This window comes from Citrobacter sp. GW821-FHT02E08 (assembly GCF_059421685.1).
This window is the reverse complement of the sequence record NZ_JBWKVL010000003.1, coordinates 251135-265145: the sequence shown is the minus strand read 5'-3', so window position 1 is coordinate 265145 and position 14011 is coordinate 251135. Positions and strand designations below refer to the sequence as shown.

Below are 14011 nucleotides of genomic sequence, written 5' to 3'. Positions count from 1 at the left end.
GGGGAAAACAATTCAGGAGACAAATCAAAAAAAGTCTATATTTCACTTTGCCCGCGTCGCCAAAGTCCCTGATAATGCGCCGCGTTCATGTCCTCAAAATGGCGTAACGTCCTATGCTACATTTGTTTGCTGGCCTGGATTTGCATACCGGGCTTTTACTATTGCTTGCTCTGGCTTTTGTGCTGTTCTACGAAGCGATTAACGGCTTCCATGATACGGCAAACGCAGTCGCAACCGTGATTTATACCCGCGCAATGCGTTCGCAACTCGCGGTTATCATGGCGGCGGTCTTCAACTTCTTTGGTGTTTTGCTGGGCGGTCTCAGCGTAGCGTATGCCATTGTGCATATGTTGCCAACGGATCTGCTGCTTAACATGGGTTCCTCACATGGCCTCGCCATGGTGTTCTCCATGCTTCTGGCGGCAATTATCTGGAACCTGGGTACCTGGTACTTTGGTCTTCCGGCCTCCAGTTCTCACACGCTGATTGGCGCCATCATTGGTATTGGTTTGACCAATGCTTTGATGACCGGCACATCGGTAGTGGATGCACTTAACATACCGAAAGTGATCAATATTTTCGGTTCTTTGATTATTTCCCCCATTGTCGGCCTGGTGTTTGCTGGCGGTCTGATCTTTTTGTTACGTCGCTACTGGAGCGGCACCAAAAAGCGGGCGCGTATTCACCTGACCCCAGCGGAACGTGAAAAGAAAGACGGCAAGAAAAAGCCGCCATTCTGGACGCGTATCGCTCTTATTCTGTCTGCTATCGGCGTCGCATTCTCCCATGGCGCTAATGATGGACAGAAAGGCATTGGTCTGGTGATGCTGGTTCTGATTGGCGTGGCGCCTGCGGGCTTCGTGGTCAATATGAACGCTTCCGGCTATGAAATCACCCGTACCCGTGACGCCATCAACAACGTCGAAACTTACTTCCAGCAGCATCCTGATATGCTGAAAAAAGTGACCGGCGTTGATCAGCAGGTTCCGCCTGTGGAAACCGCGACAACGACACAGACTGAGTTCCACTGCCACCCGGCAAACACCCTGAATGCGCTCGATCGCGTGAAGGGCATGCTGGCGAATCTGGAAACTTACGACAAGTTAAGCGTTGACCAACGTGGTCAGTTGCGTCGCATTATGCTGTGCATCTCTGACACCACCGATAAAGTGGTGAAACTGCCTGGCGTAAGCAACGACGACAAGCGTCTGCTGAAGAAACTGAAAACCGATATGCTGAGCACCATTGAGTACGCACCGGTCTGGATTATCATGGCCGTCGCACTGGCGCTGGGTCTTGGTACGATGATTGGCTGGCGTCGCGTGGCAACCACTATCGGCGAGAAGATCGGTAAGAAAGGTATGACGTATGCGCAAGGGATGTCTGCGCAGATGACTGCCGCTGTATCTATCGGTCTGGCGAGTTACACTGGTATGCCTGTTTCCACTACCCACGTACTTTCCTCCTCTGTTGCGGGGACGATGGTCGTTGACGGTGGCGGTCTGCAGCGTAAAACGGTTACCAGTATTCTGATGGCCTGGGTCTTTACCCTGCCTGCAGCGATTGTGCTTTCCGGGGGGCTGTACTGGCTCTCCCTGAAGCTTATCTAAGCGGGTTAGTCTGTAAAAAAAGCGGGTCCAGGAAACTGGCCCGCTTTTTTTTGCCTGTGCGATACACCCAAATGGCTCAATGCCACATCACCAACCCTACCATACTGATAATCACCAGACCGCATAACGCGCTGGTGAGGATGAACTGGCCGCGAACACGTTCACAACGGCGAATAAACTCATCATCGTGATGATCCCGATAGCGTTGGGCATAGATATACCACACCAGACGCATTTGCTTGTTGGGTTGGCCATGCGAGGTAAAAAACCCCCCTCCATCGACATATTGATAGAGCAATGGATCGCAACCACGGAGTACCACTAACAGTGCACGTAATGACGAAAAATAACGCGCCATATTCACAATGCAAACGACACATAAAGCCCAGAATAATGCGACGGTGCTTATCATACCACCTCCCCGGCGACCCACCCACGGAGCTCCTCTCCGGGACAATCGCTCCCCGATACCCTGCCAGACAGTTCAATGAAAAAGTCCTACCAAGCCATGATGAGGATACTCTGCATCCGAACGGCTCTTTAAATATTGTAGGAGATCAGTTAATTTTTTTGCCAGAACGTTAACCGCTATCAATGCATTTAACAGAAAAATTTGTTTAACTGGTTGGCAACCAAGGCGGATTGACGGATTATCCTGGTCGCTATAATGTAATGATAGTCTAAACGATCCATCTTTACGGCTGGGCTAGCCCCGCGCATATAGTTCGCAGGACGCGGGTGACGCGACGGCAAAGAAACGCTAGCTGGCTAGTCATCGACAACTTTATGGAAGGAGTAACACTATGGCTTACAAACACATTCTTATCGCGGTTGATCTTTCCCCGGAAAGCAAAGTTCTGGTAGAGAAAGCGGTTTCTATGGCGCGTCCTTACAACGCGAAAGTCTCCCTCATCCACGTGGACGTGAACTACTCTGACCTGTACACCGGGCTTATCGACGTCAATCTCGGCGATATGCAGAAACGCATTTCTGAAGAAACCCACCATGCGCTGACCGAGCTGTCCAGCAATGCGGGCTATCCGATCACTGAAACGTTGAGCGGCAGCGGCGATCTTGGCCAGGTGCTGGTTGATGCTATCAAGAAATACGACATGGATCTGGTCGTCTGCGGCCACCACCAGGACTTCTGGAGCAAGCTGATGTCTTCCGCACGCCAGTTGATCAACACCGTTCACGTTGACATGCTGATTGTTCCACTGCGTGACGAAGAAGAATAAGCGTTCTGTACCGGAGGGTATCTGACGCCTTATCCGGTAAATTGTCGATACACTACGCCCGCTTATGCGGGCGTTTTTATTTCTGTTTTTTAAATGGTTAGTACATCACTCCAGCCCATAAATCATAAATAGTGTGATCATCTAGTTAGATCGAAACCACTCAATATAATACTCTACCCATCCGGTTAATGACCGCAGTCTATAACAGAGTCAGACTTTTTCGGCGCGTTTTAGCATACGCGTTCATACTTTTCAGGATGGCATTGAAAGGCGAAGGAATATGAATACAACTGCACCTACGGGTTTGCTGCAGCAACCTCGTCCGTTCTTCATGATCTTTTTTGTAGAATTATGGGAACGATTTGGCTATTACGGCGTTCAGGGCATCCTGGCGGTCTTTTTTGTTAAACAGCTTGGGTTCTCTCAGGAACAGGCGTTCATTACCTTTGGCGCGTTTGCCGCACTGGTCTATGGCCTGATTTCTATTGGTGGCTACGTTGGCGATCACTTGTTGGGAACCAAACGTACGCTGGTGCTCGGCGCGATCGTCCTGGCGCTGGGTTACTTCATGACCGGGATGTCACTGCTCAACCCCGATCTGATCTTTATTGCACTTGGCACCATTGCCGTCGGTAACGGGTTATTTAAGGCGAACCCGGCAAGCCTGCTATCTAAATGCTATCCACCGAAGGATGCCCGTCTTGATGGCGCCTTCACCCTGTTTTATATGTCGATTAACATCGGTTCCCTGCTGTCGCTGTCGCTGGCGCCGGTCATTGCCGAAAAATTTGGCTATGCCGTCACCTACAACCTGTGCGGCGCAGGTCTGATCATCGCTCTGCTGGTCTATTTCGCCTGTCGCGGTATGGTGAAAGATATCGGTTCAGAGCCAGACCACAAGCCGTTGATTCTGCGTAATCTGCTGTATGTATTAGTCGGTACGGTGGCGATGGTGTTCCTGTGCGCCTGGCTGATGCACAACGTCAAAATCGCCAACCTGGTGCTGATCGTGCTGTCGCTTGTCGTTACGATTATCTTCTTCCGCGAAGCGTTCAAGCTGGATAAAACCGGGCGCAACAAGATGTTTGTCGCCTTCATTTTGATGCTGGAAGCGGTGCTGTTTTATATTCTTTACGCACAGATGCCGACTTCGCTTAACTTCTTTGCTATCAACAACGTACACCATGAGATCCTCGGCATCACCATTAACCCGGTCAGCTTCCAGGCGCTGAACCCGTTCTGGGTCGTGCTCGCCAGTCCGGTGCTGGCGGCCATCTACACCCGTCTGGGGAGCAAAGGCAAAGACCTGACCATGCCGATGAAATTTACGCTCGGTATGTTCCTGTGTGCGCTGGGCTTTCTGACTGCCGCTGCGGCGGGGATGTGGTTTGCCGATGCGCAGGGGCTGACGTCACCGTGGTTTATCGTGCTGGTTTATCTGTTCCAGAGTCTGGGTGAATTGCTGATTAGCGCCCTGGGGCTGGCCATGGTTGCCGCCCTGGTGCCGCAACACCTGATGGGCTTTATCCTTGGGATGTGGTTCCTGACGCAGGCCGCAGCCTTCCTGATGGGGGGATATGTGGCAACATTCACTGCCGTACCGGAGAACATTACCGATCCGTTGCAGACGCTGCCTATCTACACAGGTGTGTTCAGTAAAATCGGGCTGGTTACTATGGCCGTAACGATAGTGATGGCAATTATGGTGCCGTGGCTAAACCGGATGATCAATACGCCGGATAGCAGCAAATAACGGCAATAACCTCAGTCAGCCAACGCTGGCTGAGGTTAACTTTTCCGCGCGGCAATCCACTCCTGAACTTCAACCACAAACGTCTCCGGTGCTTTGCGGTACATTTTGCGCGCAAGGTCGAGGATCGTATGCTGGCTGAGCGCCTCTTCCATCCGCTGTTGCGCCATATCCATCACCGACCGCACACCACAAATGCCTTCGCACGCCCATTCCGGCGGTTGCTCATTGAACACAGCCAGTCGCTGACGAATTTCACGGCATTCGAAAATACGTTTGTCACCATCAATCGCGTTGACTACATCAAGTACCGTGATGTGTTCAGCAGGCCTGGCCAGCTGGAATCCACCGCCCTTACCTTCAATGCTGCGCACCAGTCCGGCCTTTGACAGACGCGTAAAGATTTTGGCCAGGTAGTCATAGGGGACACTTTGCAGCGCGGCAATCTCCCGTACGCTCATATCGCGGGCATCACCTTTGCTATCGACCATACACATCAGGCTATGGATGCCGTACTCAACCCCGGAACTGTAAAATGCCATTCTCTAATCTCAGCCAAAATAATTCTGAGTTATTGTAGCTATTTCACCCTCGCCATGCCATACCGTTCCTTTCAGACAGGCTCTACTTAAGAAATAAATAATTATTAATCAATGTCATAAACGAAAAACAATCAGCGCTATCACTTTTCGCATTGCATTTCATAACTACGACCAATAAAATCCGAGTCAATTAATCGGAGTTAACAGAGTGAAAGAGCAATGCGTAAACAAATTCTGATCGTAGGTGCCGGTTTTGCGGGCATGTGGGCCGCCCTGAGCGCGGCGCGTCTGGCAGACAAACATGCCAACCAGGCCATTGATATTACAGTGATTGCGCCACAGCCAGAGCTTCGCGTACGTCCACGTTTTTATGAGAGTCACGTTGAAACGCTGGTCTCTCCGTTACAGCCGCTGTTTGACGTCACCGGTGTGAAATTCCTGCGCGGCTCCGTATCAAACATCCATCCTGACTCACACAGTGTGAGCTGGAAAGATGCCAACGGCGAAACCCATCAGCACCACTATGATCGCCTGATTCTGGCGAGCGGCAGCCACGTAAACCGTTCATTTGTCTCGGGTGTAGAGGCGCATGCCTTCGACCTTGATCAACTGGAAAGCGCCGCCATTTTAGAGAAACAGCTGAAATCACTGGCCCACCAGCCAGAAAGCGAGGCGCGCAATACGGTCGTGGTTTGCGGCGGCGGCTTCACGGGTATTGAGATGGCGATGGAACTGCCGGGTCGCCTGCGCGAAATCCTCGGCTCAAATGCTAAGACCAGAGTAGTCGTAGTTGAACGCGGCCCACAGCCTGGTTCGCGCTACAGCGAAGAACTGCGCAATATCATCATCGACGCCTCCGCCGAACTGGGCGTCGAGTGGCTGGTGAATGCGGAAGTGGAATCGGTTGATGCCTCGGGCGTGACGCTGAAAGAGGGGCAGAGAATCGCCTCTTCGACGGTTATCTGGACCGTGGGTGTCCAGGCAAGCGACCTGACGGCGCAGATTAACGCCCCGCGCGATCGTCAGGGCCGTCTGCATGTGAATGCGAATCTGCAGGTGGAAGGCTATGACAATATCTACGCCACCGGCGATGTCGCCTGTGCCGCCACCGATGACAAAGGCAACCACGCGCTGATGACCTGTCAGCACGCAATTCTGTTGGGTAAATTCGCCGGGAACAACGCGGCGGCCAGCCTGTTGAATGTGGAACCGTCGCCGTATCGCCAGGAGATGTATGTCACCTGTCTGGACCTCGGCGCCTGGGGTGCGGTCTATACCGAAGGCTGGGATCAGCAGGTGAAACTGACGCGTGAAGAAGCGAAGACGCTGAAGATGTCGATTACCCGCGAGCTGATTTACCCGCCGAAGGCAGAGAGAACAGCGGCGTTTGAGATGGCGGATCCGTACGCGCCATTTGTGTAGCTAAGTCAACGCCTTATCAGGGCTACAACGAGCACGGTGCTCCAGGCCTGATAAGCGTAGCGCCATCCGGCAATTTTTGTACCATTGCCGGATGGCGGCGCAAGCGCCTTACCCCGCCTACAGAAAACGGCGCGATCGATTCGGCGGCGACAAATCTATTCCGCCGTCCCCGCATAAATATCAAACCGGTGCCCTTTGGTGACCACCGCGTTGGGGGTGGCGACATCCGCAAGCGGCGGCGCGTAGTCCGGGCGTTTCACCACCACACGTTTTGTCGCCAGCTGCCGCGCAGGTTCCAGCAGCCCGTCGGCGTCTAAATCTGGCCCCACCAACGACTGAAACACGCGCATCTCTTTTTTCACCAGCGCGCTTTTCTGCTTGTGCGGAAACATCGGGTCGAGATAAACAACCTGCGGACGCGGAGTGATGTCAGTCAACGCCGTCAGGCTGGAAGCATGGATCAACTGCAACCGTTCTTGCAGCCACGGACCGATTTCCAGGTCGGCATAGCCACGCGCCAGACCGTCATCAAGCAGCGCCGCCACAACCGGATTACGTTCCAGCATTCGCACGCGGCAACCCACCGACGCCAGCACGAAGGCATCACGCCCCAGTCCTGCCGTGGCATCCACCACGTCCGGCAAATAATCGCCTTTGATACCGACCGCTTTCGCGACCGCCTCGCCACGACCACCGCCAAATTTGCGGCGGTGCGCCATCGCCCCACCGACAAAATCCACGAAAATGCCGCCAAGCTTCGGTTCATCGCGTTTACGCAACTCCAGATGTTCCGTAGTCAACACCAGCGCCATCAGATTATCTTCATCGTGTTCCAGCCCCCAGCGGGCAGCAAGAACAGATAAGGCGCCGTCTCCGGCGCCCGTTTCATCAAGTAAACAAATTTTCACTCGTGGACTAACCTTTGATCCCGTAATGCTCCAGCATCGCATCGAGCTGCGGTTCGCGGCCACGGAAGCGTTTGAACAGCTCCATCGGCTCTTCAGAACCCCCACGGGTCAGGATGTTGTCGAGGAACGACTGTCCGGTATCGCGGTTGAAAATCCCCTCTTCTTCAAAGCGGGAGAAGGCATCGGCCGCCAGCACATCAGCCCACAGATAGCTGTAGTAACCCGCCGCATAACCACCGGCAAAGATGTGGCTGAATGCATGCGGGAAACGGCCCCATGACGGCCCCGGCACCACAGCAACCTGTTTCTTGATTTCTGCCAGCGTATCCAGGATTTTCGCCCCCTGTTCCGGACTAAATTCGGCATGCAGGCGGAAGTCGAACAGACCGAACTCCAGTTGACGCAGAATAAACAGCGCCGCCTGATAGTTTTTTGCCGCCAGCATTTTATCCAGCAGTTCTTTCGGTAACGGTTCGCCAGTCTCATAGTGACCGGAGATGAACGCCAGCGCATCCGGCTCCCAGCACCAGTTTTCCATAAACTGGCTCGGCAGTTCGACCGCATCCCACGGCACACCGTTGATGCCAGAAACACCGGCGGTTTCAATGCGGGTCAGCATATGGTGCAGGCCATGACCGAACTCGTGGAACAGCGTGATCACTTCGTCGTGAGTAAACAGCGCCGGTTTGCCGTTGACCGGGCGGTTGAAGTTACAGGTCAGGTAAGCGACCGGTTTTTGCAGCGAGCCGTCAGCTTTACGCATCTGACCCACGCAGTCATCCATCCACGCCCCGCCGCGTTTGTTTTCGCGGGCGTACAGGTCGAGATAGAAACTGCCGCGCAGTTCGTTGTTTTCGTCATACAGTTCGAAGAAGCGCACTTCCGGATGCCACACGTCCACATCCGTACGCTCTTTCGCGGTAATGCCATAAATACGTTTCACGACCTCAAACAGGCCGTTAACCGCTTTGTTTTCCGGGAAGTATGGGCGCAGTTGCTCGTCGCTGATGCTGTACAGATGCTGCTTCTGTTTTTCGCTGTAGTAGGCGATATCCCACGGCTGTAGCTCATCAACGCCAAATTCCGTTTTTGCGAAAGCGCGCAGTTGCGCCAGTTCTTTCTCACCCTGCGGACGAGCGCGTTTCGCCAGATCGGTTAAGAAATCGAGCACCTGCTGCGGGTTTTCCGCCATTTTGGTGGCCAGCGATTTAAAGGCGAAGCTTTCAAAGCCCAGCAGTTGCGCCAGCTCATGACGCAGGGAGAGGATCTCCTCCATCACCGGGCTGTTATCCCATTTGCCCGCGTTTGGCCCCTGATCGGAGGCGCGGGTCACATAGGCGCGATACATCTCTTCACGCAATGCCTGGTTGTCGCAGTAGGTCATCACCGGCAGATAACTCGGGATATCCAGCGTCAGCAGATACCCTTCCTGCTCTTTCGCTTCGGCCTGAGCCTTGGCGGCTGCCAGCGCGCTTTCCGGCATCCCGGCAAGCGTGGCCTCATCTGTCACTAACTTCGTCCAGCCCATCGTGGCATCAAGGACATTGTTGCTGTAAAGGTTACCGAGTTCAGACAGGCGAGTGGCGATTTCACCGTAGCGCTGCTGTTTTTCTTTCGGCAAACCAATACCCGAGAGTTCAAAATCACGCAGCGCGTTATCCACGGCTTTTTTCTGCGCGGTGGAGAGCGTGGCGTAGTGATCGCCGTCGCGCAGGTCGCGATATGCCTGGTACAGCCCTTCGTGCTGTCCAACCCAGGTGCTGTACTCAGACAGCAGCGGCAGGGTTTGTTCATACGCTTCACGCAGTTCCGGACTGTTTTTCACCGAGTTCAGGTGGCTGACCGGCGAGAAAAGACGTCCCAGCACGTCATCCACTTCTGCCAGCGGCTGGCATAAGTTTTCCCAGGTGTACGGCGCGCCCTGCGCGACCACACGTTCCACATTTTCGCGGCAGTCATTCAGCGCCTGAGTAACGGCGGGAACTACATGCTCGGGCTGAATTTTGGAAAACGGCGGCAGGTCGAAGGGAGTCAGTAATGGATTCGTCATATGCACAGTCCTGGTTAAAAAGGGGGAACGAAACGCGTCACGCGTTTTCGCCGGATGCGAAGCGTCTTATCCGGACTACAGGTTTCATCATTTGTAGGCCGGATAAGGCGTCAGCCGCCATCCGGCGCGTCATACTCAGTAGCATGGGGTTAAGTGTAGTGAATTTCAATGCTGTGCGTTGTCCTTTCGCGGCGATGGCGACTTTTCTGTATACTGTGCCGATATGCTCTATTTTCGCCCGATGGCGCTTCGCTTATCGTGCCTACGCTTTTAACCTGGAACTCCTTTACCCATGCTCAGTTATCGCCACAGCTATCACGCTGGCAACCACGCCGACGTCCTTAAACACACCGTTCAGAGCCTGATCATCGAGTCGCTCAAAGAGAAAGAAAAACCGTTTCTTTATCTGGACACCCATGCGGGCGCTGGCCGGTATCTACTGAGTGGCGAGCATGCCGAGCGCACCGGGGAGTATCTGGAAGGCATCGCGCGCATCTGGCAGCAGGATGATTTACCGACTGAGCTGGAGCCATACATCTCCGTTGTGCAGCATTTTAACCGCAGCGGTCAGCTACGTTATTACCCTGGTTCGCCACTGATTGCCCGTCAGTTGCTGCGTGAGCAAGACAGCCTGCAACTGACCGAACTGCACCCGAGCGATTTCCCTCTGCTGCGCTCCGAGTTTCAGAAAGATGAACGCGCCCGTGTGGCACGCGCCGACGGCTATCAACAGTTGAAAGCGAAATTACCGCCGGTTTCCCGTCGCGGATTGATCCTCATTGACCCGCCTTATGAAATGAAAACGGACTATCAGGCCGTCGTCAGCGGGATCAACGAAGGGTATAAACGTTTTGCCACCGGCACCTACGCGCTGTGGTATCCGGTCGTCCTGCGTGCACAAATCAAACGCATGCTCAAAGAGCTGGAAGCCACCGGTATTCGCCGTATTCTGCAAATTGAGCTGGCAGTCCGCCCGGACAGCGATCAGCGGGGAATGACAGCATCCGGCATGATTGTGATCAACCCGCCGTGGAAGCTGGAACAACAGATGAATGCCGTGCTGCCGTGGTTGCACAGCAAGCTGGTCCCGGCAGGCACCGGTCATACCTCAGTAAACTGGGTAGTGCCAGAGTAATCACAGCCATCGGTGGAACCTTTTAAGTCTCGCGCTACAATCGCAGCAATCAACGATTAAGGACAAAAGTCATGACCAAACACTATGATTACATCGCTATCGGCGGCGGCAGCGGTGGTATCGCCTCCATTAACCGCGCGGCCATGTACGGCCAGAAATGTGCGCTGATTGAAGCCAAAGAGTTAGGCGGCACCTGCGTGAACGTCGGCTGCGTACCGAAGAAAGTGATGTGGCATGCCGCGCAGATTCGTGAAGCGATCCACCTGTATGGCCCGGATTACGGCTTTGACACCACCATTAACGCGTTCAACTGGAACACGTTAATCGCCAGCCGTAGCGCCTACATCGACCGTATCCACACCTCATACGATAACGTGCTGGGCAAAAATAAGGTTGATGTGATCAAAGGCTTTGCCCGTTTCGTTGATGCGAAAACCATTGAAGTGAATGGCGAAACGATCACTGCCGACCATATTTTGATTGCCACCGGCGGTCGCCCGAGCCACCCGGACATTCCGGGCGTGGAATACGGTATCGACTCTGACGGCTTCTTTGAACTGCCCGCGCTGCCGGAACGCGTTGCGGTCGTCGGGGCCGGTTACATCGCTGTCGAACTGGCGGGTGTGATCAACGGTCTGGGCGCTAAAACGCATCTGTTCGTGCGTAAACACGCGCCGCTGCGCAACTTTGACCCGATGATCACCGAGACGCTGGTCGAAGTGATGAATGCCGAAGGCCCTCAGCTTCACACCAACGCCATCCCGAAAGCAGTGGTTAAAAACGCCGACGGCAGCCTGACGCTGCAACTGGAAGACGGTCGCAGCGAAACCGTTGATTGCCTGATTTGGGCTATCGGTCGCGAACCGGCAACCGATAACTTCAATCTGGCGGCAACGGGCGTGAAAACCAGTGAAAAAGGTTACATCGTCGTCGATAAATTCCAGAATACGAATGTAGATGGCATTTACGCGGTGGGCGATAACACCGGCGCCGTAGAGCTGACGCCAGTCGCAGTGGCAGCGGGTCGTCGTCTCTCTGAGCGTTTGTTTAACAACAAACCGAACGAGCATCTGGACTACAGCAACGTTCCGACCGTGGTCTTCAGCCACCCGCCGATTGGCACCGTGGGCCTGACCGAACCCCAGGCGCGCGAGCAGTATGGCGACGATCAGGTAAAAGTGTACAAATCGTCATTTACCGCGATGTACACGGCGGTGACCTCTCACCGTCAGCCGTGCCGCATGAAGCTGGTCTGCGTAGGACCGGAAGAGAAGATTGTCGGCATCCACGGCATCGGTTTCGGTATGGATGAAATGCTGCAAGGCTTTGCGGTGGCGCTGAAAATGGGCGCAACCAAAAAAGACTTCGACAACACTGTCGCCATCCACCCCACCGCGTCGGAAGAATTTGTTACGATGCGTTAAGTTTCGAATGCCCCTCCCCGGAGGGGCATTTTTTTACCCTTCATCAGTCGCTTTCAAACGAATGCTCTGAATTTTTGTCCGCTATTGTTGTAAATCCCTCTGGCGATAACGGCTTATAAATCATCAAGTCACGAGATATACGCACTCGTTCCCCTCAGTCATAAATGTGAACCACCGCACACTTTGCACCCCGCGCACCGAAGCGAATGTCTACGCTTAAAAAACAGCCGGGCAACACCCGTATCTTTTACGACGCAATCCGGAGGTCCTTCTCATTATGCTCAACCAGAAACTGCAACACGTCCCCTCCGACGAAATGACGATCGAGGTTGATCTGATTTATGAAACGGATCCGCACGAGTTAAAGCTGGATGAAATGATCGAGGCAGAGCCGGAACCCGAGATGATTGAGGGGCTTCCCGCCTCCGACGCGCTTACGCCAGCCGATCGATACCTCGAACTGTTCGAGCATGTGCAATCCGCCCGAATCTTTGCCGACAGCAAAACCTTCCCGGACTGTGCGCCGAAAATGGATCCGCTCGATATCCTGATCCGATACCGGAAAGTCAAACGACACCGGGATTTCAACCTGCGACAGTTTGTGGAAAACCACTTCTGGCTGCCGGACGTGTCCTCCACGGAATATGTCTCTAACCCGGAAAACTCGCTGAAAGAGCATATCGACCAGCTCTGGCCCGTGCTGACGCGCGAGCCGCAGGATCACATTCCGTGGTCTTCGCTGCTGGCGTTACCGCAGTCCTACATTGTCCCGGGCGGGCGATTCAGCGAAACCTACTACTGGGACTCCTATTTCACCATGCTGGGGCTGGCGGAAAGCGGTCGCGGAGATCTCCTGAAATGTATGGCGGACAACTTCGCCTGGATGATTGAGAACTACGGCCATATTCCGAACGGCAACCGTACCTACTATCTGAGTCGTTCGCAGCCACCGGTGTTTGCCCTGATGGTTGAACTGTTCGAGGAAGATGGCGTCCGCGGCGCACGGCGCTACCTCGACCATCTGAAGATGGAGTACGCATTCTGGATGGACGGCGCGGAATCACTGGTGCTCAATCAGGCGTATCGTCACGTCGTCCGGATGCCCGACGGTTCGCTGCTTAACCGTTACTGGGACGATCGCGACACCCCGCGTGACGAGTCGTGGCTGGAGGATGTGGAAACCGCCAAACATTCCGGTCGCCCTCCCAATGAGGTGTATCGCGATCTGCGTGCTGGCGCGGCTTCCGGCTGGGATTACTCATCCCGCTGGCTGCGCGATACAGCGCGACTGGCAAGTATTCGCACCACCCAGTTTATCCCGGTCGATCTCAACGCCTTTTTGTTCAAACTGGAGAGCGCCATTGCCAATATTTCTGCGCTGAAAGGCGACCGGGACACCGAAGCTCTTTTCCGCCAGAAGGCCAGCAACCGTCGGGCCGCCGTGAACCGTTACCTGTGGGATGACGATAATGGCTGCTATCGGGACTACGACTGGCGGCGCGAGCAGATGGCCCTGTTCTCCGCCGCCAGCATTGTGCCGCTGTATGTCGGCATGGCGACCCATGAACAGGCCGATCGCCTGAGCAGCGCGGTCCGCAGTCGCCTACTGACGCCCGGTGGGATTATGGCGACCGAATACGAAACCGGCGAACAGTGGGATAAACCCAACGGCTGGGCGCCGCTGCAGTGGATGGCGATTCAGGGGTTCAAGATGTATGGCGATGATGCCCTTGGTGATGAGATTGCCCGTAGCTGGCTACAAACGGTAAACCATTTTTACCAGCATCATCATAAGCTTATTGAAAAATACCATATCGCGGGCGGCACGCCGCGTGAAGGCGGCGGTGGCGAATATCCCTTACAGGATGGGTTCGGATGGACTAACGGCGTGGTGCGCCGCCTGATTGGATTGTACGGGGAGCCGTAGCTCCC

Annotated in this window: 11 protein-coding genes; 7 read left to right on the top strand and 4 right to left on the bottom strand. The window is 54.4% G+C overall.

The genetic code is table 11. From position 1 onward, the window contains the following. Window positions 1-113: 113 nt before the first annotated feature. Window positions 114-1610 (top strand): inorganic phosphate transporter PitA, encoded by a 1497-nt coding sequence (pitA, locus tag AC07UY_RS05590; protein ID WP_203359667.1) that lies wholly within the window; start codon window positions 114-116, stop codon window positions 1608-1610. 76 nt (window positions 1611-1686) lie between these two features. On the opposite strand, the gene uspB is transcribed toward pitA, so the two are convergent. Continuing rightward, a complete protein-coding gene (gene uspB, locus AC07UY_RS05585; protein WP_490469364.1) occupies window positions 1687-2022 on the bottom strand; it encodes a universal stress protein UspB in 336 nt (111 codons plus the stop codon). A 391-nt stretch (window positions 2023-2413) separates the two neighbouring features. Between uspB and uspA the strand changes: the two genes are divergently transcribed. Both uspA and dtpB read left to right on the top strand, forming a co-directional pair. After that, a complete protein-coding gene (uspA, locus tag AC07UY_RS05580; RefSeq protein WP_125400568.1) occupies window positions 2414-2848 on the top strand; it encodes a universal stress protein UspA in 435 nt (144 codons plus the stop codon). Between the two features lie 280 nt (window positions 2849-3128). Then, window positions 3129-4601 carry a dipeptide/tripeptide permease DtpB gene (gene dtpB / locus AC07UY_RS05575; protein ID WP_494659685.1) on the top strand — a complete coding sequence of 491 codons (1473 nt, stop codon included), beginning with the start codon at window positions 3129-3131 and terminating at the stop codon, window positions 4599-4601. 35 nt (window positions 4602-4636) lie between these two features. On the opposite strand, the gene AC07UY_RS05570 is transcribed toward dtpB, so the two are convergent. Then, window positions 4637-5140 carry an RrF2 family transcriptional regulator gene (locus AC07UY_RS05570; protein ID WP_494659684.1) on the bottom strand — a complete coding sequence of 168 codons (504 nt, stop codon included), beginning with the start codon at window positions 5138-5140 and terminating at the stop codon, window positions 4637-4639. Between the two features lie 219 nt (window positions 5141-5359). Here AC07UY_RS05570 and AC07UY_RS05565 point away from each other — a divergent pair, with 219 nt between their 5' ends. Then, window positions 5360-6562 carry an NAD(P)/FAD-dependent oxidoreductase gene (locus tag AC07UY_RS05565; RefSeq protein ID WP_494700840.1) on the top strand — a complete coding sequence of 401 codons (1203 nt, stop codon included), beginning with the start codon at window positions 5360-5362 and terminating at the stop codon, window positions 6560-6562. Between the two features lie 155 nt (window positions 6563-6717). Here the strand turns inward: AC07UY_RS05565 and rsmJ are convergent, their stop codons facing one another. Both rsmJ and prlC read right to left on the bottom strand, forming a co-directional pair. Next, window positions 6718-7470, bottom strand: coding sequence for a 16S rRNA (guanine(1516)-N(2))-methyltransferase RsmJ (rsmJ, locus tag AC07UY_RS05560; protein ID WP_494700841.1), 753 nt, complete (start codon window positions 7468-7470; stop codon window positions 6718-6720). Window positions 7471-7477: 7 nt separating this feature from the next. Next, on the bottom strand, window positions 7478-9520 hold the full coding sequence (gene prlC / locus AC07UY_RS05555) for an oligopeptidase A (RefSeq protein ID WP_494700842.1): 2043 nt from the start codon (window positions 9518-9520) through the stop codon (window positions 7478-7480). Window positions 9521-9812: 292 nt separating this feature from the next. Between prlC and AC07UY_RS05550 the strand changes: the two genes are divergently transcribed. The 3 genes from AC07UY_RS05550 (at window position 9813) to AC07UY_RS05540 (ending at window position 14006) form a co-directional block, all read left to right on the top strand. Then, a complete protein-coding gene (locus tag AC07UY_RS05550) occupies window positions 9813-10655 on the top strand; it encodes a 23S rRNA (adenine(2030)-N(6))-methyltransferase RlmJ (RefSeq protein WP_203359661.1) in 843 nt (280 codons plus the stop codon). A 71-nt stretch (window positions 10656-10726) separates the two neighbouring features. Beyond that, complete coding sequence (gene gorA, locus AC07UY_RS05545) at window positions 10727-12079, top strand: glutathione-disulfide reductase (RefSeq protein WP_301700358.1); 1353 nt, start codon at window positions 10727-10729, stop codon at window positions 12077-12079. A gap of 277 nt (window positions 12080-12356) precedes the next feature. Further along, the gene (locus AC07UY_RS05540; RefSeq protein ID WP_494700843.1) at window positions 12357-14006 is read left to right on the top strand and encodes an alpha,alpha-trehalase; all 1650 of its coding nucleotides are present in this window, start codon (window positions 12357-12359) and stop codon (window positions 14004-14006) included. Window positions 14007-14011 lie beyond the last annotated feature (5 nt).

What these genes read in the sequence shown, in the direction of transcription:
- pitA (WP_203359667.1), top strand. Translation starts at nt 114, where the DNA reads ATGCTACATTTGTTTGCTGGCCTGGATTTGCATACCGGGCTTTTACTA.
- uspB (WP_490469364.1), bottom strand. Translation starts at nt 2,022, where the DNA reads ATGATAAGCACCGTCGCATTATTCTGGGCTTTATGTGTCGTTTGCATT.
- uspA (WP_125400568.1), top strand. Translation starts at nt 2,414, where the DNA reads ATGGCTTACAAACACATTCTTATCGCGGTTGATCTTTCCCCGGAAAGC.
- dtpB (WP_494659685.1), top strand. Translation starts at nt 3,129, where the DNA reads ATGAATACAACTGCACCTACGGGTTTGCTGCAGCAACCTCGTCCGTTC.
- AC07UY_RS05570 (WP_494659684.1), bottom strand. Translation starts at nt 5,140, where the DNA reads ATGGCATTTTACAGTTCCGGGGTTGAGTACGGCATCCATAGCCTGATG.
- AC07UY_RS05565 (WP_494700840.1), top strand. Translation starts at nt 5,360, where the DNA reads ATGCGTAAACAAATTCTGATCGTAGGTGCCGGTTTTGCGGGCATGTGG.
- prlC (WP_494700842.1), bottom strand. Translation starts at nt 9,520, where the DNA reads ATGACGAATCCATTACTGACTCCCTTCGACCTGCCGCCGTTTTCCAAA.
- AC07UY_RS05550 (WP_203359661.1), top strand. Translation starts at nt 9,813, where the DNA reads ATGCTCAGTTATCGCCACAGCTATCACGCTGGCAACCACGCCGACGTC.
- gorA (WP_301700358.1), top strand. Translation starts at nt 10,727, where the DNA reads ATGACCAAACACTATGATTACATCGCTATCGGCGGCGGCAGCGGTGGT.
- AC07UY_RS05540 (WP_494700843.1), top strand. Translation starts at nt 12,357, where the DNA reads ATGCTCAACCAGAAACTGCAACACGTCCCCTCCGACGAAATGACGATC.